At 55.2% G+C, this 24809-nt stretch carries 29 protein-coding genes, 1 pseudogene and 1 riboswitch; of the genes and pseudogenes, 27 read left to right on the top strand and 3 right to left on the bottom strand.

Annotation, left to right across the window (positions count from 1 at the left end):
• The first annotated feature begins 83 nt into the window (after window positions 1-83).
• Window positions 84-171: riboswitch (cyclic di-GMP riboswitch) on the top strand.
• A gap of 135 nt (window positions 172-306) precedes the next feature.
• The 7 genes from lafK to lfiJ are packed head-to-tail and all read left to right on the top strand — an operon-like array spanning window position 307 to window position 7249.
• Window positions 307-1692, top strand: coding sequence for a lateral flagellar response regulator transcription factor LafK (gene lafK / locus ACB040_RS04090; RefSeq protein ID WP_201905118.1), 1386 nt, complete (start codon window positions 307-309; stop codon window positions 1690-1692).
• A gap of 3 nt (window positions 1693-1695) precedes the next feature.
• Window positions 1696-2022 carry a lateral flagellar hook-basal body complex protein LfiE gene (gene lfiE / locus ACB040_RS04085; protein WP_245095695.1) on the top strand — a complete coding sequence of 109 codons (327 nt, stop codon included), beginning with the start codon at window positions 1696-1698 and terminating at the stop codon, window positions 2020-2022.
• A gap of 17 nt (window positions 2023-2039) precedes the next feature.
• On the top strand, window positions 2040-3782 hold the full coding sequence (fliFL, locus tag ACB040_RS04080) for a lateral flagellar M-ring protein FliFL (RefSeq protein ID WP_371153443.1): 1743 nt from the start codon (window positions 2040-2042) through the stop codon (window positions 3780-3782).
• Window positions 3769-4797, top strand: a complete 1029-nt coding sequence (fliGL, locus tag ACB040_RS04075; protein WP_069527056.1) for a lateral flagellar motor switch protein FliGL — start codon at window positions 3769-3771, stop codon at window positions 4795-4797. The genes fliFL and fliGL overlap by 14 nt, the downstream gene beginning before the upstream one ends.
• 12 nt (window positions 4798-4809) lie before the next feature.
• A complete protein-coding gene (lfiH, locus tag ACB040_RS04070) occupies window positions 4810-5502 on the top strand; it encodes a lateral flagellar assembly protein FliH (protein ID WP_005336232.1) in 693 nt (230 codons plus the stop codon).
• Window positions 5495-6826, top strand: coding sequence for a lateral flagellar FliI-like assembly ATPase LfiI (lfiI, locus tag ACB040_RS04065; protein ID WP_371153336.1), 1332 nt, complete (start codon window positions 5495-5497; stop codon window positions 6824-6826). The genes lfiH and lfiI overlap by 8 nt, the downstream gene beginning before the upstream one ends.
• Window positions 6827-6835: 9 nt before the next feature.
• Window positions 6836-7249 (top strand): lateral flagellar protein LfiJ, encoded by a 414-nt coding sequence (gene lfiJ / locus ACB040_RS04060; protein ID WP_005336226.1) that lies wholly within the window; start codon window positions 6836-6838, stop codon window positions 7247-7249.
• Between the two features lie 9 nt (window positions 7250-7258).
• On the opposite strand, the gene ACB040_RS04055 is transcribed toward lfiJ, so the two are convergent.
• The 3 genes from ACB040_RS04055 to flgA all read right to left on the bottom strand — a co-directional run bounded on the left by ACB040_RS04055 (window position 7259) and on the right by flgA (window position 8764).
• Window positions 7259-7702 carry a flagellar protein FlgN gene (locus ACB040_RS04055; RefSeq protein WP_371153334.1) on the bottom strand — a complete coding sequence of 148 codons (444 nt, stop codon included), beginning with the start codon at window positions 7700-7702 and terminating at the stop codon, window positions 7259-7261.
• Window positions 7699-7974, bottom strand: a complete 276-nt coding sequence (flgM, locus tag ACB040_RS04050) for a flagellar biosynthesis anti-sigma factor FlgM (RefSeq protein ID WP_043821914.1) — start codon at window positions 7972-7974, stop codon at window positions 7699-7701. The genes ACB040_RS04055 and flgM overlap by 4 nt, the downstream gene beginning before the upstream one ends.
• Before the next feature lie 76 nt (window positions 7975-8050).
• Window positions 8051-8764 carry a flagellar basal body P-ring formation chaperone FlgA gene (gene flgA, locus ACB040_RS04045; protein ID WP_371153331.1) on the bottom strand — a complete coding sequence of 238 codons (714 nt, stop codon included), beginning with the start codon at window positions 8762-8764 and terminating at the stop codon, window positions 8051-8053.
• Between the two features lie 137 nt (window positions 8765-8901).
• Here flgA and lfgB point away from each other — a divergent pair, with 137 nt between their 5' ends.
• The 20 genes and pseudogenes from lfgB to lafS all read left to right on the top strand — a co-directional run bounded on the left by lfgB (window position 8902) and on the right by lafS (window position 24805).
• Complete coding sequence (lfgB, locus tag ACB040_RS04040) at window positions 8902-9291, top strand: lateral flagellar basal body rod protein LfgB (protein WP_101529985.1); 390 nt, start codon at window positions 8902-8904, stop codon at window positions 9289-9291.
• Between the two features lie 2 nt (window positions 9292-9293).
• Entirely contained in the window at window positions 9294-9719 is a 426-nt protein-coding gene (gene flgCL, locus ACB040_RS04035; RefSeq protein ID WP_019444815.1) for a lateral flagellar basal body rod protein FlgCL, read from the top strand.
• 3 nt (window positions 9720-9722) lie between these two features.
• The gene (locus ACB040_RS04030; RefSeq protein WP_279465664.1) at window positions 9723-10430 is read left to right on the top strand and encodes a flagellar hook assembly protein FlgD; all 708 of its coding nucleotides are present in this window, start codon (window positions 9723-9725) and stop codon (window positions 10428-10430) included.
• Between the two features lie 18 nt (window positions 10431-10448).
• Window positions 10449-11693 carry a lateral flagellar hook protein FlgEL gene (gene flgEL, locus ACB040_RS04025; protein ID WP_139440292.1) on the top strand — a complete coding sequence of 415 codons (1245 nt, stop codon included), beginning with the start codon at window positions 10449-10451 and terminating at the stop codon, window positions 11691-11693.
• Window positions 11694-11702: 9 nt separating this feature from the next.
• Window positions 11703-12437 (top strand): lateral flagellar basal-body rod protein LfgF, encoded by a 735-nt coding sequence (gene lfgF, locus ACB040_RS04020; protein WP_047438690.1) that lies wholly within the window; start codon window positions 11703-11705, stop codon window positions 12435-12437.
• Window positions 12438-12515: 78 nt separating this feature from the next.
• Window positions 12516-13301, top strand: coding sequence for a lateral flagellar basal-body rod protein LfgG (gene lfgG, locus ACB040_RS04015; RefSeq protein ID WP_005336212.1), 786 nt, complete (start codon window positions 12516-12518; stop codon window positions 13299-13301).
• On the top strand, window positions 13301-13972 hold the full coding sequence (gene flgH / locus ACB040_RS04010; RefSeq protein ID WP_101529990.1) for a flagellar basal body L-ring protein FlgH: 672 nt from the start codon (window positions 13301-13303) through the stop codon (window positions 13970-13972). Before lfgG ends, flgH begins: the two co-directional genes overlap by 1 nt.
• 8 nt (window positions 13973-13980) lie before the next feature.
• Window positions 13981-15087 carry a lateral flagellar basal body P-ring FlgIL gene (fgIL, locus tag ACB040_RS04005; RefSeq protein ID WP_267517642.1) on the top strand — a complete coding sequence of 369 codons (1107 nt, stop codon included), beginning with the start codon at window positions 13981-13983 and terminating at the stop codon, window positions 15085-15087.
• Between the two features lie 8 nt (window positions 15088-15095).
• Window positions 15096-15494: a rod-binding protein gene (locus ACB040_RS04000; RefSeq protein ID WP_118854516.1), complete on the top strand. Its 399-nt coding sequence runs from the start codon at window positions 15096-15098 to the stop codon at window positions 15492-15494.
• Window positions 15494-16837 (top strand): lateral flagellar hook-associated protein LfgK, encoded by a 1344-nt coding sequence (lfgK, locus tag ACB040_RS03995; protein ID WP_338773499.1) that lies wholly within the window; start codon window positions 15494-15496, stop codon window positions 16835-16837. Before ACB040_RS04000 ends, lfgK begins: the two co-directional genes overlap by 1 nt.
• 11 nt (window positions 16838-16848) lie before the next feature.
• A complete protein-coding gene (gene lfgL / locus ACB040_RS03990) occupies window positions 16849-17766 on the top strand; it encodes a lateral flagellar hook-associated protein LfgL (protein WP_338773501.1) in 918 nt (305 codons plus the stop codon).
• 17 nt (window positions 17767-17783) lie between these two features.
• The gene (locus tag ACB040_RS03985) at window positions 17784-18788 is read left to right on the top strand and encodes a hypothetical protein (RefSeq protein WP_371153324.1); all 1005 of its coding nucleotides are present in this window, start codon (window positions 17784-17786) and stop codon (window positions 18786-18788) included.
• Window positions 18789-19037: 249 nt separating this feature from the next.
• Window positions 19038-19559: pseudogene (locus ACB040_RS03980) on the top strand (Lateral flagellin); the annotation flags it as partial.
• Window positions 19560-19688: 129 nt separating this feature from the next.
• Window positions 19689-20204 (top strand): flagellin, encoded by a 516-nt coding sequence (locus ACB040_RS03975; protein WP_371153441.1) that lies wholly within the window; start codon window positions 19689-19691, stop codon window positions 20202-20204.
• Window positions 20205-20325: 121 nt separating this feature from the next.
• Entirely contained in the window at window positions 20326-21612 is a 1287-nt protein-coding gene (gene lafB / locus ACB040_RS03970; protein WP_338773507.1) for a lateral flagellar capping protein LafB, read from the top strand.
• A gap of 48 nt (window positions 21613-21660) precedes the next feature.
• A complete protein-coding gene (gene lafC, locus ACB040_RS03965; RefSeq protein ID WP_005336195.1) occupies window positions 21661-22053 on the top strand; it encodes a lateral flagellar export chaperone LafC in 393 nt (130 codons plus the stop codon).
• A 59-nt stretch (window positions 22054-22112) separates the two neighbouring features.
• The gene (locus ACB040_RS03960; RefSeq protein WP_234921483.1) at window positions 22113-22514 is read left to right on the top strand and encodes a LafX; all 402 of its coding nucleotides are present in this window, start codon (window positions 22113-22115) and stop codon (window positions 22512-22514) included.
• On the top strand, window positions 22505-23587 hold the full coding sequence (locus tag ACB040_RS03955) for a flagellar hook-length control protein FliK (RefSeq protein ID WP_338773510.1): 1083 nt from the start codon (window positions 22505-22507) through the stop codon (window positions 23585-23587). The genes ACB040_RS03960 and ACB040_RS03955 overlap by 10 nt, the downstream gene beginning before the upstream one ends.
• Window positions 23588-23658: 71 nt before the next feature.
• Complete coding sequence (gene lafF / locus ACB040_RS03950; protein WP_272870671.1) at window positions 23659-24081, top strand: lateral flagellar basal body-associated protein LafF; 423 nt, start codon at window positions 23659-23661, stop codon at window positions 24079-24081.
• A gap of 7 nt (window positions 24082-24088) precedes the next feature.
• The gene (gene lafS, locus ACB040_RS03945) at window positions 24089-24805 is read left to right on the top strand and encodes a lateral flagellar system RNA polymerase sigma factor LafS (protein ID WP_047438672.1); all 717 of its coding nucleotides are present in this window, start codon (window positions 24089-24091) and stop codon (window positions 24803-24805) included.
• Window positions 24806-24809 lie beyond the last annotated feature (4 nt).

Raw genomic sequence — 24809 nt, 5'->3', positions numbered from 1 at the left:
GCAGCAATGTGTGAAAGTTAAATAACAAAAACAATATTAATTGTGTTGCTACACGCTTAGCCCATCAGGCGAGGCGTGTTATCACATTGTAAGGGCAAACTGAACTGAAAAGTCAGGACGCAAAGCCTCCGGTCTAACAGCAGGAAAGCTAATGACAGCGGGGTTACCAAGGTGAGTTTGGATACAATTCCGTTACCATCTAGATACAAATTTCACTTTTTTAAGTGCGAATTTGTATTTCTCCTTTGTGTCTGATAATTCAGCTCTATTGATTGTTCTATCCACAATCACAGGTGTCAGACGTCTATGTCTTCGGGATTACCAATAAATACAACAATCGGGTTGTGTGGCGATAGCTTGGCTGGGCCACATATATTATTGATTCAGCCGCTAATAGTTGCTGAAAATGAGGTTGAAAAAATCCTATCCAAGGAAGGCATCAGGGTATCAAGCGTTAATTCTGTTAAACAATCAAAGGGCATTATTGCTGATGGTAATGTCAATTTGATCCTGCTCGATATGGATGCTATGACCGAGCTTGGGCCGCGTATTCTGCGTGAGTTTGAAGGGCTCGATTGTGTCATCATGGTCAATGAGCACCAGGCCACCATTGCTGCGGAAGCTATGTGTGCCGGGGCTGTTGACTATATTGTCAAGCCCTTCTGCCCCCAGCAATTGCTCGATGCTGTCCGTGGTGCTTTACGCCTTCGTCAGGCGATCCCCAATCTTATCGCTGTGTCGCCCATGAGCCTGCAGGTCTTGCAACTGGCCCGACGAGCAGCCAAAACCTCTGCCACCATTCTGATCGGGGGTGAGTCAGGAACCGGTAAAGAGCGGTTGGCCCGTTATATTCACGAAATGTCTGCCCGAGCGGAAAAACCATTTTTGGCGATTAATTGTGCAGCTATTCCTGAGGCAATGCTTGAGTCTATTCTTTTTGGCCACAACAAAGGTGCATTTACTGGTGCTGTTTCTGCCCAGCCCGGAAAATTTGAGTTGGCACAGGGGGGAACCTTGTTGCTGGATGAAATTTCAGAGCTCCCTTTGAACTTGCAGGCAAAATTATTACGAGTGCTGCAAGAAAAAGAAGTTGAGCGGCTTGGCAGTAATCAAACGATTGCTCTTGATGTTCGAATCATTGCCGCCAGCAATAAAGATCTGCGCAAACTGGTTGCATGTGGGCTATTTCGTGAAGACCTTTTCTATCGTCTTGATGTATTGCCAATGAATTGGCCCGCATTGCGTGAACGTCCTGAGGATATTATTCCGCTGGCCAACTACTTTATTGAGCGTTATGCATCCCAACAGGGCTATCGCCTGAGTGAACGTGCCTGTCAGTTGTTGCTGTCATATGAATGGCCAGGAAATGTACGAGAGCTGGATAATGTCATTCAACGGTCATTAATAATGGCGCGTGGTTTGCATATACAGTCCGTCGATTTGATGTTGCCAAATTGTATTCTTCCCGAAGAAACAGTCGCAGCAGACACGTGGCATGCTCCCGAGGGGTTAAGTGAAACCCGGCGGCATGCCGAGTTCCAATTTGTATTAGAGACCTTGCGCCGCTTTCGTGGCCATCGTACCCGCACAGCCGATGCACTGGGCATGACAACCCGGGCACTGCGCTACAAGCTTGCGGCGATGCGTGAGCAAGGCATTGATATTGAACAGCAGATTCAAGCAGAGGGATAAAAAGTGAAGATTCAGATGATGTCATCACAGGTGACACTACTGCAGCAGATGCAGGAGATGCAGCGTGTCGCAAGCCAGAGCCCTTCTATCGAATCCAATGATCTGTCGGGAGCATCATTTACCGATGCCATGCGGGATGTGGTCGGGCGCGTCAATGAACAGCAGAATGTCGCGTCAAAATTAATGGCATCCGTAGATGCCGGGCAGAGCGATGATCTGGTGGGCGCCATGGTGGCGAGTCAAAAAGCCGGCTTGAGTTTTTCAGCCTTGATGCAGGTTCGCAACAAGCTGATGACCGGTTTTGACGACATTATGCGCATGCCGCTCTGAGGTAACAGATGACTGAACTGGTAACGTCTCCTCAGGGGGGAGCCCCTGATTCGCTCAAAATCAGGTTACAAGAGGGATTACGCAACTGGCGTACCCTCTCCCGTGACAACAAATCGATCCTGACCATTGCTCTGCTGGCTGCCATTGTGGCCGGTACCATAGTCGTTATCCTGTGGACCTCCAGCAAAAACTATGTGCCCCTGTATGGCAAGCAGGAGCTATACGATACCGCCAACATCATGGAGATGCTGGAGAAAGAGCAGGTACCTTTCCGTCTGGAAAAGAGCACCGGTCAGGTACTGGTTCCTGAAAACCAGCTGGCTCATGTCCGGATGGCGCTTGCTGCACGAGGGGTGCGTGCAGCCATGCCGTCTGGTCTGGAAGGGCTGGACAACGTAACCGGACTGGGTACCAGCGAATTTATGGAAGGGGCGCGTTATCGTCATGCCCTAGAAGGGGAGCTGGCCCGTACCATCATAGCCCTCGATGCCGTGCGCAGTGCCCGCGTTCATCTGGCTATTCCGAAACGCACGTTGTTCGTGGGGCGCGATGAGGAGAAACCCAGCGCATCGGTAATGCTCGATATGCAACCGGGCCAATCCATCGAAGCGGGTCAGGTCGAGGCGATTGCCAACCTGGTAGCAGGTAGTATCTCCGGAATGAAGCCCGGTGCCGTCACTGTGGTTGATCAATCCGGCCAGTTGCTCAGCGCAGAGCTGGGGGACAAGGTCGGTTTTGGCAAGCAGAGCGTTCAACAGATGGAGTATGTCCGCAAGCTGGAACAATACATTCGTCAGCGTGCCAATGACATGCTCTATCCCATGCTCGGCAGCACCAATTTCAAGGTGCAGATTGCGGCAGACGTTAACTTCAACGCTGTTGAAGAGACCCAGCAGCAGCTCGATCCACAAGGGGTGGTTACTCGCGAGTCCAACAAGTCAGACAAGACCATCGATGCGTTGGCGATGGGGATCCCGGGGGCGCTATCCAACCGCCCGCCTGAAACGGCGGCAAAAAATGAAAAGGCAGATGCCGACAAAGGCAATGTAAATACCGCAACACAACAGAACGACACTCGTACCGAGCGTCAGGAAGTCAGCAAGCAGTACGAAAACAGTCGCACCATAGTGCACACCCGTTACCAGCAGGGACGTCTGGAGCGAATTAACGTCTCCATTCTGCTCAATCAGCAGATTGCTCCGAAGGGGGGTTGGAGTGCCGAGCAACTGGAACAGATCCGTCAGATGGTAGAGCGTGCTGTCGGTTTCGATGAGACGCGTGGCGATCAGATTAGTCTGCAGGCCTTCGATTTCAATGGTGCGGTACCAGTAGCTGCTCCCGAATCCAGCTGGTGGGAAACCCCTTATTGGCAAGACTCCCTGCGTTATCTGGTCGGTGGTTTGCTTGGCCTGACACTGGTCTTCTTCGGTATTCGGCCGTTGGTGAAACATCTGGTTCGTACCCAGCAACAGCCGGATATGGAAATGAGTGAGACTGAGGAAGATCTGGAGCCCACTGTCGGATTGTCCATGCGCAGGGATGACGATGATCCCCAGCTGACGTCTGCACTTTCAAATAGTCTGATCCGTACTGACAACAAGATGGAGCCCCAGTTCTCGTCACTCGATATGGAGTCGTTGCCGGAACCGGGATCCGAGCTGGAGGTTCAGCTCAAGCATTTGCAGTTGCTGGTTGAAAAAGATACCGCCCGGGTGGCGGAGGTTGTCAGAGCATGGGTGAGTGGCAATGAACAGCGTTAACTTGAATCAGAGTGCCGTTGATATCGATATCGACAACCTCGAGAAGGCCGCCATCTTGTTGCTGAGCATGGGGACCGAGTCTGCTGCCAAGGTAATGCAAAAGCTCTCCCGTGACGAAGTGCAGCGTTTGATTTCCAAGATGGCCTCCCTCTCTGGCGTCAGCTCGATGGAAGCCAAGTGGACGTTGCAGCAGTTCTTCAATCACTACCGTGAGCAGAGCGGAATTGGCAGTGCCTCACGGGAGTATCTGGAACAGACGCTGGATCTTGCTCTGGGGCAACGACTCTCCCGTAGTTTGCTCGACAGTCTGTACGGCGATGTGATGAGTCAGGATATCCAGCGCCTGCAGTGGGTGCCTGCCGATGTGCTTGCCCGTTTCTTCCGCAACGAGCATCCCCAGATGCAGGCTGTGCTGCTGGCCTTCCTGCCGCCCCAGACCGCATCAGCCGTGCTCGATGCCTTGCCAGGCTCGGTGCATGACGATTTGCTGGTGCGCGTTGCCAGTCTCACCAGTGTCAGTGAACATGTGCTGGGCGAACTCAGGCTGACACTGGATCGCTGTCTCACCTACGTGGCAGATCAATCCGGTGCCAAGGTAAACGGGGTGCGGCAGGTAGCCGATATTCTCAACCGTTATCAGGGGGACAAGGAGCAGATGCTCTCCCTGTTGCGCGAACACGACGGCGACATGGCACTGGAGATCGAGAAGAACATGTTCGATTTCATGGCGTTGCGCCGTCAGAGCGATGACACCTTGCAACGTTTGGTACAGGAGTTGCCCAGTGAATTGCTGGCATTGGCTCTCAAGAACACCGAAACCAGCTTCCGCAAAGTGGTGTTGGGTGCCATGCCGAAGCGGATGGCTCAGGCGCTGGACGATCAGATCCAGAACCAGGGCAGTGTCTCTTTGCGCAAGGTCGAGCAGGCAAGGGAAGAGGTCATGCAACTGGTCCGCGAGTTGGTGGAGCAGGGCGAGATCGAGTTCCAGCTGTTCGAAGAGCCCACCGTCAGTTAACAGGAGGCATTCATGAGTCACAATGTGCGCAAATTGATGCCTGGGGCGACCCGTCTGTATCGTTTCCCTGCGCTCGGTCAGAGTGGGGAAGAGGCACGGAGTCAGCAAGAACAGTTTGAATTCGGCTATCAGCAGGGGCTGGAGCAAGGTCATGACGAAGGTTATCAGGCCGGCTATCAGCAAGGGCTGACCAGCGGCCTGCAGGAAGGCGAGAGCACCGGTTTGCAACAAGGGCAAACTCGCGGGTTTGCTCAGGGCCTTTCGGAGGGACGCGCTGCCTTCGAACAGGCAATGGTGCCATTTGCCAAGCTGCAAGAGCAGTGGGAGTCACTGAGCCGGGCTCGGATGGCCGAGCAGAAAGAGCTGATTGCCCAGCTGGTAGCGCAGGTTGCTAAACGAGTCATCATGGCGGAGTTCACCCTCAATCCGCAGCAGGTGATGAATCAGGTCGAGCAGGCGCTGGCTACCTTGCCGAGTGAGTCGGAAGAGCTGGTGATCTACCTCAATGAGGGAGACCGGCAGCGACTCGCCGAGCAGGGGGTGACTCGCTGCGAAGGATGGCCATTGCAAGTCGATGCAGCGCTCGGGGTAGGCGATGCCCGTATCGAAACCCGCGCTGCCGTCGTCGAGGTGAGCACCAGCTCCCGTCTGGCAACCTGCATCGAACAGCTCAACAGCTCGCTGGACGTGCCGCAAGATGCATGAAGCCTTGCAGCAGGCATTGACCAGTGCGCTGGATAATCTGGATGAACTGCCCGCGTTTCGTCGTTTTGGCCGGTTGGTGCGAGTCACCGGTTTGACTCTGGAAGTAGTCGGCTGTCAACTGGTGATGGGGCAGCGTTGTCGTGTCAGCACGGCAAGTGGAGCTCCTCTGTTGGCCGAGGTGGTCGGTTTTAACCGGGATATCTCTTACCTGATGCCGCTGCAGCCGATGAGTGGCCTCTTCGCGGGGGCTCAGGTCGAACCGATCGATGGAGAAGAAACTGTTCGGCTTGGTAGTCATCTGCTGGGGCGGGTACTCGATGGACTGCTGCAGCCCCTCGACGGGCAGCCGTTACCCGATGTTGGTGACAGTGTCCCCCTGTTTGCTCTTCCCCCCAATCCGCTATTGCGAACCCCGGTACGTGAACCGCTGGATGTCGGTATCCGCGCCATCAATGGCCTGCTGACTGTTGGCAAGGGCCAGCGTTTGGGGCTGTTCGCCGGCTCGGGGGTCGGCAAGAGTATGTTGCTGGGCATGATGACCCGCAATACCGCTGCCCAGATTGTGGTGGTGGGGCTGATTGGTGAGCGGGGCCGTGAAGTACGCGAATTCATCGAACACAGTCTGGGGGCGGAAGGTCTGGCTCGCGCCGTGGTCATTGCGGCGCCAGCGGATCAATCTCCCCTGATGCGGTTGCGAGCGGCCCAGCTATGCCACCGGATTGCCGAGTTTTTCCGTGAGCAGGGGCAGGATGTGCTGCTGCTGATGGATTCACTGACCCGCTATGCCCAGGCGCAGCGGGAAATCGCGCTGGCCATCGGTGAACCTCCTGCCACCAGGGGGTATCCACCCTCGGTATTCAGCATGCTGACCCAGCTGGTGGAGCGAGCCGGTAACGGCACGCATCCGGATGGCAGTTTGAGTGCGTTCTACACAGTGCTGGCGGAAGGGGATGACCAGCAGGATCCGGTGGTCGATGCGGCGCGCGCCATTCTCGATGGTCATATCGTGCTGACCCGCCGTCTTGCGGAAGAGGGCCACTATCCCGCCATCGATATCGGTGCCTCGGTCAGTCGGGTTATGCCGCAAGTCGTACCTGCCGAATGGCAAACGCTGGCGGTCACCTTGCGCCAGCTATGGGGACGCTATCAGCAGGTGCGTGAACTGCTGCCACTGGGTGGTTATCAACCCGGGGCCGATCCGCAGATGGATGAAGCTGTTCAGCGTTATCCGGGGATTGCGGCATTTCTGCAGCAAGGCTTGCATGAAGAGATGGCCTTTGAGCAGGTGATGGTTGGTCTCAAGCAGGTGCTGGGGCAGGGATAAGGATTCGTAATGCTGAAGTCTTATCTGGGGTTGCAACAGGAAGAGCTGGAAAATCTTGGCGCCGAGCGTCGACGCTTGCGGGAGCTGGCGTTGCGGGAAGAGCAGCGAGCACACAAATTGCAGGAAGTGATCTCCTCGCTGCGACCCGGTTCCGACAAGTTTCACCCTTTGCTATGGCAAAACAAGCAACAGATGGATGGCCAGTTGCGCCGTTTGCTCTCCCATCAGGTGCAGCAATCGGCGCTGGCCAGACTGGATCTGGAGCGCCACGAAGGGGAACTTGTCCGGCAGTTCGGGCGGGTCAAGGGGCTGGAGCTATTGCTGGCACGACGTGATGATGTTGCTCGCCAGCAGCAGGAGAGGCGGGATCAACTGCAGCTGGATGAGCTGGCGAGTTTGCGTCACCTGACCCGCAAAGAGTAAGACGGAAGGTTAATCCGTAATGCTGTCCGGGTCGCGATAACCTGAATCTTGTCCCAACAGCGAATGAATCGTCTCCATCTGGCCTGCCAGCAGACGGCCATTGAGATCATTCTGGCGCAGACACTGGTGCAGCAGCTGTTCAAGCTGTTGCCATTGATTGGCTACCTTGGTGCGCAGGGGAAGTGGCAGCTTGGCTATCAGGGTGGCCATCCCCTTCTCATCGGGTTTGAGGCCCAATGTCTGCAGCTGTTGGCAACGCAATTTTGCCTGTTGTGTCACCTTGGCCATCAGTGTTGTCTGCTGTTCGTTATGGGCTTGCAGGCCATCGACATCATGGCTTGCCAGCAGTGCATGCTGGCGAAGCAACAGGGCGGTGAGTTCGGTATAGTGGCCATAATCCTGCTGGATCCCGAGGATCAATGCCTTGACGGTGGCCTTGGTATCCACGCTCATCGGCGATGCATATCCAGAATGGCCTGACCCAGCGCATCCAGATCGATCTCCAGCTTGCCTTCACTGATGGCTTTGCGGATCTCGTTGACCTTGTCCATGTCGACGTCGGATGTGGTGGCCAGCTGGCTGCGGGCGTTGGCTACTGACTGCGCTGTGCTGCTGATCCGGGTTTCGGATGACTGTGCGGACCTAGTTTCCGGCTTGGTCGTGACATCCGGTTTGCGGCCAGGCTGGTTTTGAATATAGAGCGAGTCAGTACGGGTAATTTTCATAACATAAATTCCTGATGGTCTGTCTATGACAAGCGACCCAAGGCTTGTCGAACTTGAATCAAATTGCGATCTTGGTTCAAAAACGGGTTTCAACTTCCCCTATATCAGTCACCCATGCCTGTATCTCTTTGCCAGAGCTAAGATTTTTCACTCTGATCCCGTCGCCTATTCCGCCATTATCGAGGGCCTCCCCTCTGGTTGTGGCGGAGAACTCACCTTTCCCTGCGCGGATCAGTACCCCTTCCCCCTGTTTGACCGCCCAACTTTTTTGTAAGTCCAGCTCACCGATGAGCTGTCCGCTTCTCAGATGCCGGTTGCTTTTATGGCCCAGCAGGGAGTGATTGCTCGGGGTAAACCCGCGCTGTATGCGGCTGACATCCAACTCTTTCTCCACCAGATCGCTGGCGCTGATGGCCTGGCCTTTTGCGATATCCCGTGCAGCAACCCAGACCGGCAAGAGCAACGAGACCTCTACCCGTCCGCGCACTTGCCAGGCGGGATCTGTGCATTCGATGAGATAGGGGCGTCGTCCCCAGGGTTGCCGATACTGACCGCCTGCTTGTAACGAGAGTGAGTGTGAGGGGCAGGGAGGAAGGTGCTCGGCGGAAGGGGCAAGCCAGACCCGAAACTCCCCTGAGGTTGCAGGCCATCCCTGCTGGGTGATGTAGTCATCAAGACTCTGGCGGGCATCTTGTTCAAGCAACTGTTCAAGCATGGCGCTTTGCGCCTGCTGGGCACCATGAGCCAATGCGCTCAGCAGTAGCCAGAGGATGCCGCTCCATTTCCACACGGGAAGTCGCACTTCCTCATTTCTCATCTGCTTGCAGTGGATGGTGCATGGTAACCGCTTGAAACTAGGTATCTTCATGGTTGGCATGAGTCTTGATAAGGGTAACCCCGGTCTGAGTGAACGATAAAGGATGAAGCATGAGTATCTCATTTGACAGCGCCCTCGGCGTACACCCTTATGCCCTCGATGTCAGGGCGGAGCGGGCGCGTATTCTGGCGGGAAATCTGGCCAACGTGGATACACCGGGCTATCTGGCTCGGGATGTCGATTATAAGACGATTCTGGGCCGTGTCGCGCAGCAAGTTGCTGCGGGCGAGGAGAGTCAGGCCATCAGCCAGGGCGCCATGCGTGACGATATGCATCACCCCCTCTATCGCATTCCTTATCAGGTCTCCATGGATGGCAATACCGCCGAATTGGGGGTTGAGCAGGGCAAATTTGCCAACAACGCCACCGATTTTCAGACCAGTCTCACTTTCCTCAATATGAAGATTACCGGGATCGCCAAGGCGATCGAGGGCCGTTAACCATGTCGTTCAACAAGATTTATGACATCGCCGGCAGTGCCATGCGCGCCCAGACCGTGCGGCTGGATACCGTTGCCTCCAACCTGGCCAACGTGGATAGCGCGGCCGCCAGTGAAGACGCCGCGTTTCGTGCCATCAAGCCGGTTTTTTCCACTCTCTATCAGAAGATTCAGGATGCCGATGGCCTCGGAGCTGCGTCGGTGCAAGTGGCGGGTATCGTACAGTCCGACCGTCAGGTCGAGAAACGGCTGGAGCCGACTAACCCGATGGCCGATCAGGATGGCTTTGTCTACTACTCCAACGTCAATGTGGTGGAGGAGATGGCTGACATGATGAGCGCCTCTCGCGGTTTTGAAACCTCGGTGGAGGTGATCAACCGGATCAACAGTATGCAGCAAGGTTTGCTGCGTCTTGGTCAGGGAGCCTAAGCCATGAGTCTGCCACAGATAAGCAGTCTGGATACGGCGCGTGGTACAGGTCAGGCTGTTGCTGACCCCAAGATTGCCAGCAATGGCGCCGGTGCTGCTCAGGAAACGCAAGCCAATCAGAATAGCGGGATGCAACTGCGTAACGAATTCCTGCAGATGATGGTGGCGCAGATCCAGAACCAGGATCCCACCAACCCGCTTGATGGAGCCCAGTATGTTGCCCAGCTGGCCCAGTTCAGCATGGTAGAGGGCGTCGAAGGACTGAAGAAGCTTCAGCTACAGAGCAACACCAAGATGGATACCCAGCAGGTGTTGCAGAGTACCGCTTTGGTCGACAAAGAGGTCATGGTGCCGAGCAAAACCCTTAAACAACAGCAAGAGCACAAGGTCCGCGGTCAAATCGAGCTGCAAGGTGCGGCGGAGCAAGTGGATCTCAAAGTGTATGACCAGCACGGCGTGCTGGTGGCCAGCAAGAGTTGGGGTGAGAGCAAGGCGGGTGGGCTGGATTATGAACTGCCCCCCCTTCCTGCCGGAGAGTACCGCTTTGAGGTCAAGGCCTCGGCGGGCAAGACCTTGGTGGCGACCAAAAATTATGTAGCGAGCAAGGTAGAACGTGTTGCTTTGCCCGGTACGGGAGAAATCATGCTGCAGGTTGCCGGTGTGGGTGATGTCCCGCTGTTCAGTGCAATCCAGTTCGGTAAATCAGCGTAATTAGAGAGGAGCGACACAGTGTCTTTCAGTATCGGATTGAGCGGCCTGCGCGCCGTAAACCAGGAATTGAGCGTTATCAGTAACAACGTTGCTAACGCCAGTACCGCAGGCTTCAAATCCAGCCGTGCTGAGTTTGCCGCCATCTATGGTGGTGGTCAGGCTGGCGGTGTCGAGATGAACAACGTCTCCCAGAACTTTGATCGCAACGGTGATGTGATGCGCACCGGGCGCGGGTTGGATCTGGCGATTTCTGGCAGTGGTTTCTTCGTGCTGAAAGATGGCAGCGGACAAACCTCCTACACCAGAGCGGGCATGTTCCAGCGTGATAGCGGTAACTACCTGACCACGGCGAGTGGTACCCGTCTGCAGGGTTATACCACTGATGACGCGGGCAAACTGCAATCTGGTGTGGTTGGGGATATTCAGGTCAAGGCGGGCAGCCTGCCAGCCAAGCCATCCGACAAACTGGAGTTTGTGGCGAATCTCAAAGCGGATGCCAGCAAAATTGATCAGACGGTAGCTGCTAATAAGTTCGACCCGACAAAGTCAGAGACCTTTAACTATTCCCAATCCAGCAAGGTTTATGACTCTCTGGGCACAGAACATACCTTGACCCAGTATTTTGTTAAAACTGGCGACAATACTTGGGAGCGATACAGTACCTTTGATGGCAAAGTTATTGATAAGAATGGCAAGGAGCAAACGCCAGTGTCTCCAGTGGCTTATACCTCCATTGACACTCTTACGTTCAGTGGAAATGGTACCCTTGCAAACTTCAAGACCCCACCGTCACTAACCATCCAGGCGCCAGGGGCTGCGGATATCAAGCTAGACATCGATATCAGCAAGATGAGCCAGTATGCCTCCGACTTCAACGCTACCCGCAACCAGTCCAATGGTTATACCGCAGGTGACCTGACCGGTGTACGGGTTGATGCCGATGGTGGTGTCTATGCCACCTTTACCAACGGCCAGAGCCTGTTGCAGGGGCAGGTCGTGATGGCCAACTTCACCAACCCCAATGGTCTGCTGCAGACCAACAACACCACCTGGCAACAGTCGTTCAGTTCCGGCCAGCCGGTACTGGGGGCGCCGGGAACCGGCACCATGGGCAAGCTGACTGCCGGGGCCTACGAGAGTTCCAACGTGGACCTGACCGGTGAACTGGTTAGCCTGATGACGTCCCAGCGTAACTATCAGGCCAACGCCAAGACCATCAGTTCCGCTGACAAGATGACCCAGGTTCTGTTCAACTCCTTCTAAGGGTAACCCGTGGAAAAGCTTATCTACACCGCCATGTCCGGGGCGCAGCATACCCTGATGGCTCAGCAGATCCGTGCCAATAACCTGGCCAACGTCAATACCGCCGGTTTTCGGGCTGACTTTGAGCGGGTTTCTGCTTATGCCCTGACGGGCGATGGTTACCAGAGCCGGGTGATGGCCAAGGAGGAGATGGCGGGCACCAACTTCAAGGCTGGCCCTCTGATGCAGACCGGTCGCAAGCTGGATGTGGCGATTCGTGGCGAAGGCTTTCTTGCCGTACAGACTGAGGATGGCAAAGAGGCCTATACCCGTGCTGGTAACCTGGAAGCGGATGCTGACGGGCTGTTGACCCTCAATGGTCGGCCGGTGCTGGGGGAAGGTGGCGAGCTGGTGCTGCCCGCTTATCGTGACATCAGTTTCGGCAAGGATGGCACCCTGAGCATCACTCCTCCGGGTGGTGGCGCCCGGCTCGATGTTGGCCGCCTGAAGCTGGTCAATCCGGATCCGGTTGAGCTGGTAAAAGGCCACGATGGCTTGTTCCGGATGCGCCAGGGGGGGGATGCCGAAAGCAGCGAGCAGGTGGTAATGGCATCCGGCTTTCTGGAAGGGGCCAACGTCAATGCCGTGGATGAGCTGGTCAGCAGTATGTCATTGACCCGCAATTTCGAACTGCAGGTCAAGTTGATGAAAGCGGCGGATGATCAGGCTCGTCAAGGGGCTAGATTGATTTCCGGTCAGGGTTGAGATTGACGGTATCGGGCTGATGTCCGGTATCCGGCTACTCCTTTGTGGATTGGGCTTGATGAACAAGGTGGAATAACAATGCACGCAGCATTATGGGTCAGTAAAACAGGTCTGTCGGCACAAGATGCCAAGATGTCCAGTATCTCCAACAACCTGGCTAACGTGAACACGGTCGGCTTCAAGCGCGATCGAGTAGCGTTTGAAGATCTCTTTTATCAGGTGCAGCGCCAGCCGGGTGCCCAGCAGGATCAGCAGAATTTGGCGCCTATCGGTATTCAGATGGGTAATGGTGTGCGGGTGGTGGGTACCCAAAAGGTCTTCACCTCCGGCCAATTCCAGAATACCAATCAGGAGCTGGATATGGCGGTTGTCGGTGCCGGTTTCTTCGGGGTTGAGCGCCCGGATGGCGAGACGGCCTATACCCGTAATGGTCAATGGCATCGCAATGCCGAGGGGCAGCTGGTTAACGCGGATGGTTTGCCCATGGTGCCGCAGATCCAGATCCCTGATAACGCAACCAAGATCTCCATTGGTACCGACGGTACTGTCAGCGCCTCGTTGCCCGGTCAGCAAGAGAACGTCGAGCTGGGCCGTATCACCCTGACCAATTTCGCCAACCCGGCCGGTCTGGAAGCGCTCGGTGGCAACCTCTACCGTGCAACCGGCGCGTCCGGTGAGCCCATTGAAGGTGTACCGGGTGAAGAGGCGATGGGGGCCGTCAAGCAATTCACGCTGGAGAGTTCCAACGTGAACGTGGTCGAGGAGATGGTTGACATGATCACGACCCAGCGGGCTTACGAGATGAATGCCAAGGTGGTCTCTTCCGCCGACCAGATGCTCAAGTTTGTCACTCAGGCACTGTAATGATGAAGTCGATGCTGCGTTATATCTGGTTGGTATTGCTGTTGGGCGGCTGTGCCACCTATGAGCTGCAGGCGCCCGAGCCAGGTGACGAGAAATGGGCGCCATCCCGTCCCAAGGTGACCGCGGCTGCGCAGAGTGAAGATGGTGGCCTCTATCGGGGCAACTACATGATGACCCTGTTTCAGGATCGGCGAGCTTACCGTGTTGGTGACATTCTCACCGTGGTGCTGGAAGAGCGTACCCAGTCGAGCAAGAAAGCCAATACCAGCATGAGCAAAAACAGCAGCATGAATGTGCCAGCCCCCTCTATTGGCGGTAAACTGCGCCCCGACTGGGGGGCCGCCCTCAGTGCGGATCGGGATTTTGATGGCGGAGCGACCTCCAGTCAGCAAAATACCCTGGCAGGTTCCATAACCGTGACGGTCGCGGAAGTGATGCCCAACGGTGTGCTGGGGATCCGCGGTGAAAAGTGGATCCGCCTCAATCAGGGGGATGAATATATCCGCTTGGGCGGCATGGTTCGGGTTGAAGATATTGACCAGAGTAACCGTATCTCCTCCCAGCGCATTGCCGATGCCCGCATCACCTATGCCGGTCGTGGTGCCCTCGCCGACAGTAACCAGATGGGGTGGCTGGGCCGCTTCTTTAGCTCGGCGTTTGCGCCATTTTGAGGAATCACATGAACAGATGGTTTATCGCCCTGCTTTGTCTCTGCTTGCCCTTGTTTAGTCAGGCTGCCGCACCGGCCAAACGAGCCTTGCTGGATATTGCCGATGTGCAGGGGCTGAGAACCAACCAGCTGGTGGGTTATGGTCTGGTGGTCGGTCTCTCCGGGACCGGTGATAAAAGCCAGGTCAAATTTACCGGCCAATCCATGGCCAACATGCTCAAGCAGTTTGGCGTGCAGTTACCGGACGATCTCGATCCCAAGCTCAAGAACGTGGCAGCCGTTTCGGTCCAAGCCACGCTACCAGCCTTGGCTGGCAAGGGGCAGTTGCTCGATGTAACCGTGACTTCCATTGGTGATGCCAAGAGTCTGCGTGGCGGTTCTCTGTTGCTGACCCCCCTGCGTGGTATCGACGGTGAAGTCTATGCCGTGGCGCAGGGCAATCTGGTCGTCGCCGGGGTGAAAGCGGAAGGGCAATCAGGTTCATCGGTCACGATTAACGTGCCGACAGCCGGGATTATCCCCAATGGCGCCACCATCGAGCGAGAGGTGGTCAGCAATTTTGCCGAAAAGCCGGAAGTGACCCTCAATCTACACCAACCCAACTTCAAGACGGCCCGCAATGTGGAGCGTGCCATCAATCATCAGCTGGGGCCGGTTGCCCGCGCGGTGAGTGCCGGGCGGGTTCAGGTTGCTGCTCCCAGGGACGAGAGTCAGCGCATCGCGTTTATGGCACTGTTGGAAGATATAAAGGTGGATCCGGGTCAGGAGCGGCCGAAGGTGGTCTTCAACAGTCGAACCGGTACTGTGGTGATGGGGCAGGGGGTCAAGGTTCACAAGGCTGCCGTCAGTCATGGCAGTCTGACGGTGACCATTGGCGAGAGTCAGACGGTCAGCCAGCCCAACGCCTTCTCCAACGGGCAAACCACCACGACCCCCAACTCCAAGATCCAGGTCGATCGGGAACGTAACAACATGTTTGTCTGGCCGGATGGCACTTCCTTGGAAGTGATCGTCAAGGCTGTCAATTCACTCGGGGCAACCCCCGATGATGTCATGGCCATCTTGCAAGCGCTCAATGAGGCTGGCGCCCTTGAGGGTGAGCTGGTGGTTATCTAAGGATTATCATGACCAGAATTAGCTCGGATCCCGGTTTTTATCAGGATCTCAATGAATTGCAGCAAATCAAAAGCAACCCGGATCAGCGTGCCGCGCTGGATGCTGCAGCCGGTCAGTTTGAAGTCAGTTTTCTGCAAACCGTGCTCAAACATATGCGCTCGGCGACGGATGCCCTGCAGGATGAGGACGACAAGATCATCAAGGGACAATCCCTCTATCGCGATATGTATGACAGCCAGTTGGCGATGAGCATGGTCAAACGTGGTGGCATCGGTCTGCGGGAGCAGATGGTCAACCAGCTGGCTCCGTCATTAAAGAATCCGGACGGGATGGTCGCTTCAGAGCAGCAGACCCTGGCTGCGTTCAGCCAGCCTCTCAACTCGGCAAAAATGAAGAAGGTTGACTGATGTCACTGCTCAATATCGGCGCCAGCGGACTAAATGCAGCCCAGATTGCATTGAACCTGACCGCCCAGAATATCGCGAACGTCAATACCATCGGGTATAGCCGTCAGGAAGCCATGATGGGCAGTCTGTCCGGTTTCGGGCGGTTGGATAATGGTGCCGGTGTCGAGGTGACAGGGGTACGCAGGGTAACGGATGACTATCTGGTTGCTCAACACTGGCGTAGCCGTTCGGCCACCGGTTCTTCTTATGCCTTTCATCAGTACATCAATACGACAGAGCAGTTGCTGGGCAGTGAGTCGATGAATATCGCAAAAGGGCTCGACAGCTTTTTTGCCTCGCTCAGTGCTGCGCTCGACAGTCCGGAAACCCCGGCACAGCGCAGCCAGATCGTCAGCTCGGCTGGGGCGCTCGCCAACCGCTTTACCCAGCTGGACGAGAGCCTGGTTACCCAGGAAAAACAGATCGACGATCAGTTGAGCAGCACTGTTTCCCAAGTGAACAGCTACCTGTCACAACTGGCCGAATTGAATGTCCAGATTGGTGATCAAGCCGCCAAGGGCGTCAATACCTCAGCGCTGGAAGATAGTCGCGAACAGGTTGTTCGTGAGTTGTCGACCTATATGGAAGTGCGGGTTAATCGTCAGAGTGACGGCGCTTTCGCGATCAGCCTGCCGCAAGGACAGCCGCTGGTGTTGGGGGGAAGCAGCAGTACTCTCGCGCTTGCTGGCGATAAACTCAGCCTCGCTTTCGGTGGTCAGACGTTTGAAGTTCCTAAATTGCACGGTGGTTCGCTGGCGGGTGTGATTGATTATCGCACCACAGTATTGCGGCCGACCAGAGAGGCGCTGAATCAGATAGCGGGCAAGCTCGCAAAGGATTTCAATGATAAACAGGCCGGTGGTTTTGACCTTCATGGAGTAACCGGGAAACGGCTATTCGCTTTTGACGAAACAAAAGATATCCATGGTAACTACATCAATGCGTTGGGAACATTGCGGGTGGCTGATGGTTTTACCGGAGACGACCTGGCTTTTGCCAAGGCCGGTGGTGGCAAGGGCGATAACCGCAACCTGCAGGACCTGCTGACGATAAAAAATGGCCAATACGATGCCTATAGTGCCCTGCTTGGCAAGATGGCGGTGCAGAGCGGGCAGGCGAAAGCGAGCATGCAGGCCGATGCCAATATGGAAAAACAGATGGCGGCCAAGCTGAGCAGTGTCAGCGGGGTGAATACCGATGAGGAAGGGGTGAAAGTGATGGCTTACACCAAGGCTTATCAGGCCAATGCCAAGGTGATCAGCACCTCGGAACAACTCTTCAATTCCATTCTGAATATGTTCTGAGGAGGGTGACCATGCGCATCAGTACCAACCAGATCCAGCTCAGCATGCTAGACAACTTGCAGCATGGCTTCGGTGAATATGCCCGGCTTGATCGCCAAATCTCCACGCAAAAACGCATTCTTCAGCCCTCTGATGATCCTGTTGGCAGTGTGCAACTGCTGGGCTTGCAGAAAGAGCAGGTGGCGATGGCGCAGTACCAGAAAAATATTGCCAACGCCAAGAGCCAGCTCTCTCAGGGGGAACTGCAGTTTGAAACCATGACCAACATGCTGATGCGGTTGCGGGAGTTGACCCAGACTGCTGCAACAGGCTCTTTGTCGGATGCGGATCGCAAAGCGGTGGCCAGTGAGGTCGCCATTATCAAGGATGGTCTGCTGGATCTAGCCAATGCGCGTAACGAGAGTGGCTCCAGCCTCTTTACCGGTAGCAAGGTTGACCAGACCGCATTGGTCAAGGTGACTGACCCTAAGGCTGCTGATTTTGGGAGCTATAAGTACAACGGCGATGGTCTAATTCGCGATGTCAGTATTGCCAACGGCGTCACTGTGGGCTTGAACCAGACGGCTGACCAGCTGTTTCTGAAGCCTGACGATTTTTTCAAGCGACTCGATAGCATGGTGACGGCCATTAATGACGCAGCACCTGACGCCGTCGATCAAGCCCGAACCATGCTCGGCCGCAGCCAGACGCTGCAAGATAGTATCAGCCAGGCGGTGAGCACGATTGGTGCCCGGATCAATCTGCTGGATCAGATTGATGAGAGCCATGCCGAGAAAGGTGTCTATAGCAAGGAAGTGAGCAACCAGATAGAGTCGCTGGATTATGCCGAGGCGGCGACCCGACAGGCCCACGTCCTGATGGCATTACAGGTGCAGCAGCAAGCTTTTGCCAAGGTTAATGGCCTTAGCCTGTTCAACTACATGCCGTAACGAGTGAAGGAGTCATGATGCAGATCCAGCAAACCCGTCTTGGGGGCGTTGCCGAGGCGCAGGCAAAGCCCAAGTTGCAGGGCCGCGCAACTGCACAGGCTCACACTCCGGAAAATCGAAAGCAGAACGAGCGCCACCCCAATATTATCCGGATGGATAGATGGGCCCTGATCGGCGCAGCGCAACAGCGCATTGCCCATGCTCAGGGTGGGGAACAGGCACTCAATCAGGTTTGGGGCGAATTGAAGCGGCTGGAACGCCAGTTGGGTCAGCGTGAGCTGGCCAGCAGTGACGTTGCCAACCGCTTAAAAATGCTGGAAGAGAAAGTCACCCAACCAAGAGGCCCTTTGACTGACGAGCTCAAGCCCAGACTTCTTGCGTCACCTCAGGAACTGCGCACCCGGTTCAGTGCCGAGCATCTGGATTTATTAAGCGCCAAAAATAGCACTGAGCGACTGGTGTTCTCTTTCCCCCAAAGCAGTAGTGCGGTGGAGGTGACCATCCCCGCCGGAGCACGAGAGGGGGAGGTTGTCACCATACTCGATCGGGCGCTGCGTAAAGAGCATATCCGGGCTCGGCTGAATGAGTTGGGCAAGCTGGAGCTCTCTGTCGCTGAACCCTATCGTCGCAAACTGGATGAGCCGGTACTGATCCGGGGGGAGGGGATTCGTATCCCGGCAGGCAACCCGATCCCGGTGCAGTTCAAGCCCAGGGCCGGAGCGCTGACCCATATGGCCGAAGGGATTGCCAAAGGGGAGATCCGTCAGGAGCGGCAGCGGCTGCAAAAAGTACTTGGCGAGATTGAGCAATCGGTACGGGAGTTGAAACAGTTTCGCCAGAAGATGGTGCTGCAACTGGACAAGGTCAAGGCTCGCAGTCAGAACCTGAAACAGGAGGAGCTGGCACAGTTGCAATCCTCTCTGGCCGCCCGCCTCTCACAAGGCGGCTATATGGGCACCATGTCCGGTCTGCTGGCGCAGGCCAACGTCACTCGGCAAGGGGTGGTTGCGTTACTCACTTGATAGCGCTGACCTGTCTCATCGTTAAAAAACCGCACAAGCTGACTTGTGCGGTTTTTTTATCTCTGTGATGCCCTCTTGTGCCTGTGACGACGCGGTCTGCTTGCAAGAACATTGTTGAGTACTGAACGGGGGGCCAAGAGAAACTGCTGTTCAGCAAAAAAAGATTTAATTTTCACGACGCTGTGGTCGTTCTTCATTGGGGTCAACCCAAACGCTGCCTGTGGCAGCATCTATTTCGAGGAAACGAAAATGAGTCTGTCAATTCATACCAACTTTGCATCCATGGTTACCCAGAACCAACTGACCACCACCAACAAGCTGGCCAGCACTGCCATGCAGCGTCTGGGTACCGGTCTGCGCATCAACTCTGCCGCTGACGATGCCGCTGGTCTGCAAATCGCTACTCGTCTGCAATCCCAGTCCAACAGCCAGAAGATCGGTATGCGCAACGCCCAGGATGCCATCTCCATGATGCAGACTGCCGAAGGTGCCATGGACGAAATGACCAATATCGTTCAGCGCATGAAGGATCTGGCTACCCAGGCCGCCAACGGCACCAGCAGCGATAAAGATATTGCCGCCATGAACGCCGAATTCGGCGAGTTGACCAAAGAGCTGAAAAATATCGCCGGCAATACCACCTTCGGTGGCGAAAACCTGCTGGATAGCAAAAACGGCAAGTTTGCCAAGGGGGAAGTGACCTTCCAGATTGGTGGCTCCGACAGTGAGCGTTTGACCCTGGCTATCGGCGATACCCTCAAGAAGGTTGTCGGTGGCGCAACCCTGAGTGCTGAAGATCAGAAGCTGGTTGATGGGGTGACTGATCTGAATACCAAATTGGATGGTGCCAAGACCGCGTTTGATACCGCTAAAACTGATGCGGATGGCAAAAAAGCTACAATGGATACAGCCAAGACTGATTGGGAGGGAGAGTCTGATGCTGCACAAAAGTTAATCAAAGAAGGTACTTACAATACAGCAAAGACCGCGTATGACACTGCGGCAAACACGTTGACCACCAAGCAGACCGATTTGGATACTGCTCAGAAGAATTTTGACAAGTCTACTGTTGGCGCCATGACCGCAGGTTCTGGCTTGGATTCCAAGACCCTGGAGTATGGCCTGAAGAGCCAAGAACACGCTCAAAAAGCTATCGGTGAGCTGGAATCCTTTATGCAGGATATCACCAGCGTACGTTCCGCTTTCGGTGCCAATATCAACCGTCTGGAGCACACCGTTAACAACCTCTCCAACATGAAAGAGAACACCGATATCGCCAAGGGCCGTATCATGGATGCCGATTTCGCCACCGAAAGCACCAACATGACCAAGAACCAGATGCTGATGCAAGCTGGCATGTCTGTGCTGGGTCAGGCAAACCAGATGACTGGTATGGTCACCGGTCTGCTGCGTTAATCGTTATAAGGGCCGCTACCTGTGTGGCGGCCTCTTTTCTTCCCCTTGCCGGTTGAAAAGTGCTGGCGAAACAGCGTTTTTCAACAAGCAAGTCTTGCCCTGATACCGAAGGAGTTGATATATGCAGGTCGATCCCGCTTCAGCCGCGATGAATATGGTGACCAATGAGCGCAAGAACATGGACAAGCTGCTCAAGGGGCAGCTGGCCAATGTCAAGGCGCAGCAGAGTTCGCTGTCATCCATTAACTCCAAACTCTCCAGCTTTCAGACTTTGCTGAAAGATCTGAACAAGCCAGCGGCTTTGCAGGCCCAGAAAGCCAGCCTCTCGCAAGAGGGGATCATGACGGTCTCCAGCAATGGCAAGGCGACCCCGGGGCAATATAACTTTGAGGTCAAGCAACTGGCACAGGCCCATCAGTTCGGGGTGCAACTGGCAGATGAAAAGGCGCCATTGCCAACCTCCGGCAAAGTGTCGTTCACCCTTGATGGCAAGGCGTTTGCTATCGACTTGGCGACCTTGCCTGCGGGGGCGACAGCCCAGAGTCTGGTTTCTGCGATAAATGATTCGGCGGATAACCCAGGGGTCAAGGCAAGCCTGATCCGCACGGATGGCAAGGTTAACCTGGTGCTGACCAGCAAAGAGAGCGGAGTAGCCAAGGTGTTTACCCCCACCTATGATGGCGACCCGGCTTCTGCGTTCGGCAAGGCTTTTATCGATGGCAAGGTGATCACCCCGGGTCAGGACTCCATCATCAAGATGGGGGTTGGCGACGGTGCGCTGGAGATCAAGTCGCCTACCAACAAAATTGAGAACGTAGTTGAAGGGCTGACGCTGGATCTCACCAAGGTGCAAAAGCCAACCGATGGCCCGATGCAGGTGACGGTGGCTTATGACAATGAAGCCGTCACCGGCTCATTGAAAAAATTTGTTGATAGCTATAACGAACTGCTGGATCTGCTGAACAAAGAGACATCCACCGATATCAAGGCAAAAGGCGCACTGGCTTCTGATGCCACGGTGCGAGGTTTGAAAGGTGCGCTGGCCAACGCGGTTCGCAATCTGCCTGCTGGCATGACCCTGACTCAGCTTGGTATCAAAACCGAGAAGTCGGGCAAGCTGGTGTTTAGTGACTCTGATTTCAAAAAGTCGCTCGAGAAGGGCCCTGAACTGCTGGGCAAGGCGCTGATGGGGGATGACGGTTTGCTCAAGCGGATGAGCAAGGTGCTCGACCCTTTCTCCAAGAGCAACGGGGTGATGGCCACTCGCAAGAGCACATTGGAAGCCAATCAAAAGCGACTTGATGATAAAATGGAGTCGCTGAATAAACGGATGGAATCTGTTTACAAGCGTTACCTCAATCAATTCACCACCATGAACCAGATGATGCAGACCATGGGAGCACTGTAAGCTTTTCCCCTGGATGCACTGGTTTGAACCTGCAATAGCGAGTGACCCATGTTTGAATCTGAAGATGGCTATGATGCCTATCGATTTGCCGCCACAGAAGCCAAGGCCGCGAGTGCCGATCCATATCAGCTGGTGCTGATGTTGATGGATGGCTTGCTTGACGAGATAGCCAGAGCAGAAGGGCATATCTTGGCGAAACAGTTTGAGCGCAAAGGGTTGGCCATCAACAAGTGTCTGCAGATCCTGGGTGGGCTGGACAGTGCGCTTGATATGAATAAGGGTGGTGAGCTGGCGGTTAACCTGCATCGTCTTTATGACTACTGCGGTCAAAAATTGTTCGAAATCAGCGTTTCCAACAATGTTGAGGGGTTCGCCGAAGTGCGCAAAATCCTGCAAGAGCTGAAAGAGGGTTGGGAAGCAATGGCGCGTCATCCTCGTTAATACGGAAGTAGTACTTCCTTCCTCTCTGTTCTTCCTCACGCCCAACATATTGAAATTTCTTGGTTCTCGGTCTGGCCCACTCCTTGCTTGTGGGCTGGTTCATCTTCTTTTTGGGGCTCGTCATGTCAGGTATTGCTCCCGTGTTGCGTGAGACCGAACTGCAGACTCGCCAGCGTCAGTTATTGGGGTTGGGTACGCTCTTGCTGCAACAAGCGCAAGCTGGCCAGTGGGATGCAGTCAGGCTAACCGATGGACGTTTTGCACAATTTGTCTCTCAAGTTAGCCGGAATCCCCAACTCTGGGCTGCGTTGCAACCAGCAAGAGATAAAGCCCGAATTTTGTATCGACAGGCATTGCAACTCTGCGAGCAGGAGACCCAGGTTCGTAAACAGGAGTGGCAGCAGCTTTCTTCGATTCGTGAAGGTTTGACCGCCTACGGTGAGACAGAGCAATGGGATTGATTCAATTTAGCGGTTTTGACGCTGCGTATTCGCCGGATGTCACGGCCTTGAACCGTTTGTCCGGCCAAGCCGGCAGTGAAGGTGAGCTGTATCAACCGCTGGATGAGGCGGTTGAGCCTCTGGTTGTATTGCCCTTGCCCGAGCTGGCTGCCAGCGATGTTGCGGTAGAGGAAAAAGAGAGCGAACAGCCAAGGATGGAAGGCGACCCGGCTGAACAGCTGCAAGCGTTTACCAATATGCCTCCTCTCTTTGTCAGAGTAAGTGATGCCGATCTTGATGGTGTGCTTGTAAGTCGTACTTTTTCCCGAGCTGAAGGTAGCACCGGTGGCCAGCAGGTGGTGGTGGATAACAAATTGCCGCCCTCTCTTCGTGCCTTGATGGGGAGTTTGACCACGCTGCCCGAGCAAGAGGTGATGCCGCGTCGTGAAACGGTCTCTGCTGCTGCAGAACAGGCGCTCTCTACGTTGCTTGTCAAATCAAATGGGCAAACCGGTGTATTGCCCAGCCGCTTCACCTTGCCGATTATGGCCGCCGGTCTCGATGCTGGAAATGTGCCTGATACCGCTGCGGTAGAAAACAGGTTGCCAGATGCTCGCCAGCTGGCAGTTGGACAACTCGCCGTTGCACCGCTGCGTCCGGTCGACTATCAATGGGCACCTGTCCGGTTGTCAGACAACCAGAGCCAGTGGGGACAGCAGCTGGTTAGCCTGCTTCAGGACAAGGTTGAACTGCAGGTCAATCAACAGGTGAAACAGGCTCACATCCGGCTGGACCCGCCAGAGCTGGGGCGACTTGAGTTGACCGTCAAGCTCGATGGTGATCGGCTCAATGTCCAGTTGAACGTGACCAATCCGGCGGTGCGCGATGCGATGATCCAGTCGATGGAGCGCTTGCGCATGAGCCTGGCGCCCCATCATGCCGGCGGGGTCGAGGTCAATGTGGGGCAGGGTGGCGAACAGGGACAGCAGGAGCGGTGGCAACAGGAGAAGATCCTGGCTGGCCGCCGCCAGTGGCAGGATGATCCGGATTCCCAATGGGATACGGTGCACGACTGGCTCAATACACTGGTCTGATTTTTAACCCGTAACAGCGAGAGTGGTTTTACATTATGCGGCGTGTCATGAAGTGGTTGATGATATTCGTCATGGCTCTGTGTCTGTTGGCCATACTGGCCTATGGCACATGGCTTAAGCGCGATGTGGTCGAAGTCTGGCTCGGATTGGCAGAGCCAAAGCCCGAGCTGAGCAGCACTCCGCTGTTCAAGCCGATGGAGCGCTTTGTCATCAGTCTGGAAGGGGGTGAACAGTCCCATTATCTGGTGCTGGAGCTGGCACTGGTGACCTACAACCCGGCGCAGGTTGCCAAGCTGGATGAACTGACACCACTGATCCGCAATGCCATGGTGCAGTATTTCAGCCACCGCTCCCATGATGACGTAAAAGTCGAGCTGCAGAATATTTCCAAGTTGCAGGTCTCTCTGCGCGACAAGCTGGTCACTACGGTACAGGGATATGGCTACAAGCCCTATCTGGATGAAGTGCTGATCACCAAGGTGCTGGTACAGTAGCCACGATATGACTGATTCCGTTTGGGATGCTCAACAAGAGTTTGCCGATACTCCGCAACTTCCTCGCACGGGAGAGCCCGCTATTCTTGCTCGCTATCTGCCCTTGGTGAAGCGAGCCGCCAGTCATCTGCGCAGCCAGGTCAGTGCCTGTTTTGATCAGGAGGATATGGAGCAGGTGGGAATGATGGGATTGCTGGAGGCGTGGCGCCGTTATGGCAGCGAGCCCGATGCCCAGTTTGAAAGTTATGCCTTCAAACGGATTCGTGGCGCCATGCTCGATGAGTTGCGCCGTCTGGACTGGCGACCCCGCCAACTGCGACAGCAGGTACATGGCCATAATCAGGCGCAGCGTGAACTGCACAATCGTTTGGGGCGCCCCCCCTCAGAGCAAGAACTTGCTGCTGCGCTCGACTGTTCGGTGGATGAGGTGCGTCAGTTGTCCTACGCCAGCCAGGCTGAAGCACTGCAGAGTCTGGAAGAGTGGCTGGAGAATGGAGGCAAGGCGCCAACAACCGAGTCTGATGATGTCGATATGGCGATGACCATCAGCAAGGTGTTGGCCACTCTGGATAAACGCGAGCAGTTATTGCTTTCCCTCTATTACCAGCAAGAGCTCAATATGAAAGAGATCGCGCTGGTGCTGGGATTAACCGAATCCCGGGTTTGTCAGTTGCACAAGCAATGTGTACTTCAGCTAAAGCAGCGATTGGTCGACTCCATATAGTAGT

It is taken from the genome of Aeromonas sp. S11(2024), assembly GCF_041402345.1.
In the GTDB taxonomy this organism is placed as follows: domain Bacteria; phylum Pseudomonadota; class Gammaproteobacteria; order Enterobacterales; family Aeromonadaceae; genus Aeromonas; species Aeromonas veronii.
Note: the sequence above shows the minus strand (reverse complement) of the source record. Positions and strands in the feature narration are given on the sequence as shown.

Excerpts from the sequence above, each read along its gene's own strand:
- ACB040_RS03975 (WP_371153441.1), top strand. The coding sequence starts at position 19,689 with ATGGATACAGCCAAGACTGATTGGGAGGGAGAGTCTGATGCTGCACAA.
- lfgK (WP_338773499.1), top strand. The coding sequence starts at position 15,494 with ATGTCACTGCTCAATATCGGCGCCAGCGGACTAAATGCAGCCCAGATT.
- flgH (WP_101529990.1), top strand. The coding sequence starts at position 13,301 with ATGATGAAGTCGATGCTGCGTTATATCTGGTTGGTATTGCTGTTGGGC.
- lafK (WP_201905118.1), top strand. The coding sequence starts at position 307 with ATGTCTTCGGGATTACCAATAAATACAACAATCGGGTTGTGTGGCGAT.
- lafC (WP_005336195.1), top strand. The coding sequence starts at position 21,661 with ATGTTTGAATCTGAAGATGGCTATGATGCCTATCGATTTGCCGCCACA.
- fgIL (WP_267517642.1), top strand. The coding sequence starts at position 13,981 with ATGAACAGATGGTTTATCGCCCTGCTTTGTCTCTGCTTGCCCTTGTTT.
- lfgL (WP_338773501.1), top strand. The coding sequence starts at position 16,849 with ATGCGCATCAGTACCAACCAGATCCAGCTCAGCATGCTAGACAACTTG.
- flgCL (WP_019444815.1), top strand. The coding sequence starts at position 9,294 with ATGTCGTTCAACAAGATTTATGACATCGCCGGCAGTGCCATGCGCGCC.
- ACB040_RS03955 (WP_338773510.1), top strand. The coding sequence starts at position 22,505 with ATGGGATTGATTCAATTTAGCGGTTTTGACGCTGCGTATTCGCCGGAT.
- lafB (WP_338773507.1), top strand. The coding sequence starts at position 20,326 with ATGCAGGTCGATCCCGCTTCAGCCGCGATGAATATGGTGACCAATGAG.
- flgM (WP_043821914.1), bottom strand. The coding sequence starts at position 7,974 with ATGAAAATTACCCGTACTGACTCGCTCTATATTCAAAACCAGCCTGGC.
- lfiJ (WP_005336226.1), top strand. The coding sequence starts at position 6,836 with ATGCTGAAGTCTTATCTGGGGTTGCAACAGGAAGAGCTGGAAAATCTT.
- lfiI (WP_371153336.1), top strand. The coding sequence starts at position 5,495 with ATGCATGAAGCCTTGCAGCAGGCATTGACCAGTGCGCTGGATAATCTG.
- ACB040_RS04055 (WP_371153334.1), bottom strand. The coding sequence starts at position 7,702 with ATGAGCGTGGATACCAAGGCCACCGTCAAGGCATTGATCCTCGGGATC.
- lfgG (WP_005336212.1), top strand. The coding sequence starts at position 12,516 with ATGCACGCAGCATTATGGGTCAGTAAAACAGGTCTGTCGGCACAAGAT.
- ACB040_RS04000 (WP_118854516.1), top strand. The coding sequence starts at position 15,096 with ATGACCAGAATTAGCTCGGATCCCGGTTTTTATCAGGATCTCAATGAA.
- lfiH (WP_005336232.1), top strand. The coding sequence starts at position 4,810 with ATGAGTCACAATGTGCGCAAATTGATGCCTGGGGCGACCCGTCTGTAT.
- lafF (WP_272870671.1), top strand. The coding sequence starts at position 23,659 with ATGGCTCTGTGTCTGTTGGCCATACTGGCCTATGGCACATGGCTTAAG.
- lfgB (WP_101529985.1), top strand. The coding sequence starts at position 8,902 with ATGAGTATCTCATTTGACAGCGCCCTCGGCGTACACCCTTATGCCCTC.
- fliGL (WP_069527056.1), top strand. The coding sequence starts at position 3,769 with ATGAACAGCGTTAACTTGAATCAGAGTGCCGTTGATATCGATATCGAC.
- ACB040_RS03985 (WP_371153324.1), top strand. The coding sequence starts at position 17,784 with ATGCAGATCCAGCAAACCCGTCTTGGGGGCGTTGCCGAGGCGCAGGCA.
- lafS (WP_047438672.1), top strand. The coding sequence starts at position 24,089 with ATGACTGATTCCGTTTGGGATGCTCAACAAGAGTTTGCCGATACTCCG.
- ACB040_RS04030 (WP_279465664.1), top strand. The coding sequence starts at position 9,723 with ATGAGTCTGCCACAGATAAGCAGTCTGGATACGGCGCGTGGTACAGGT.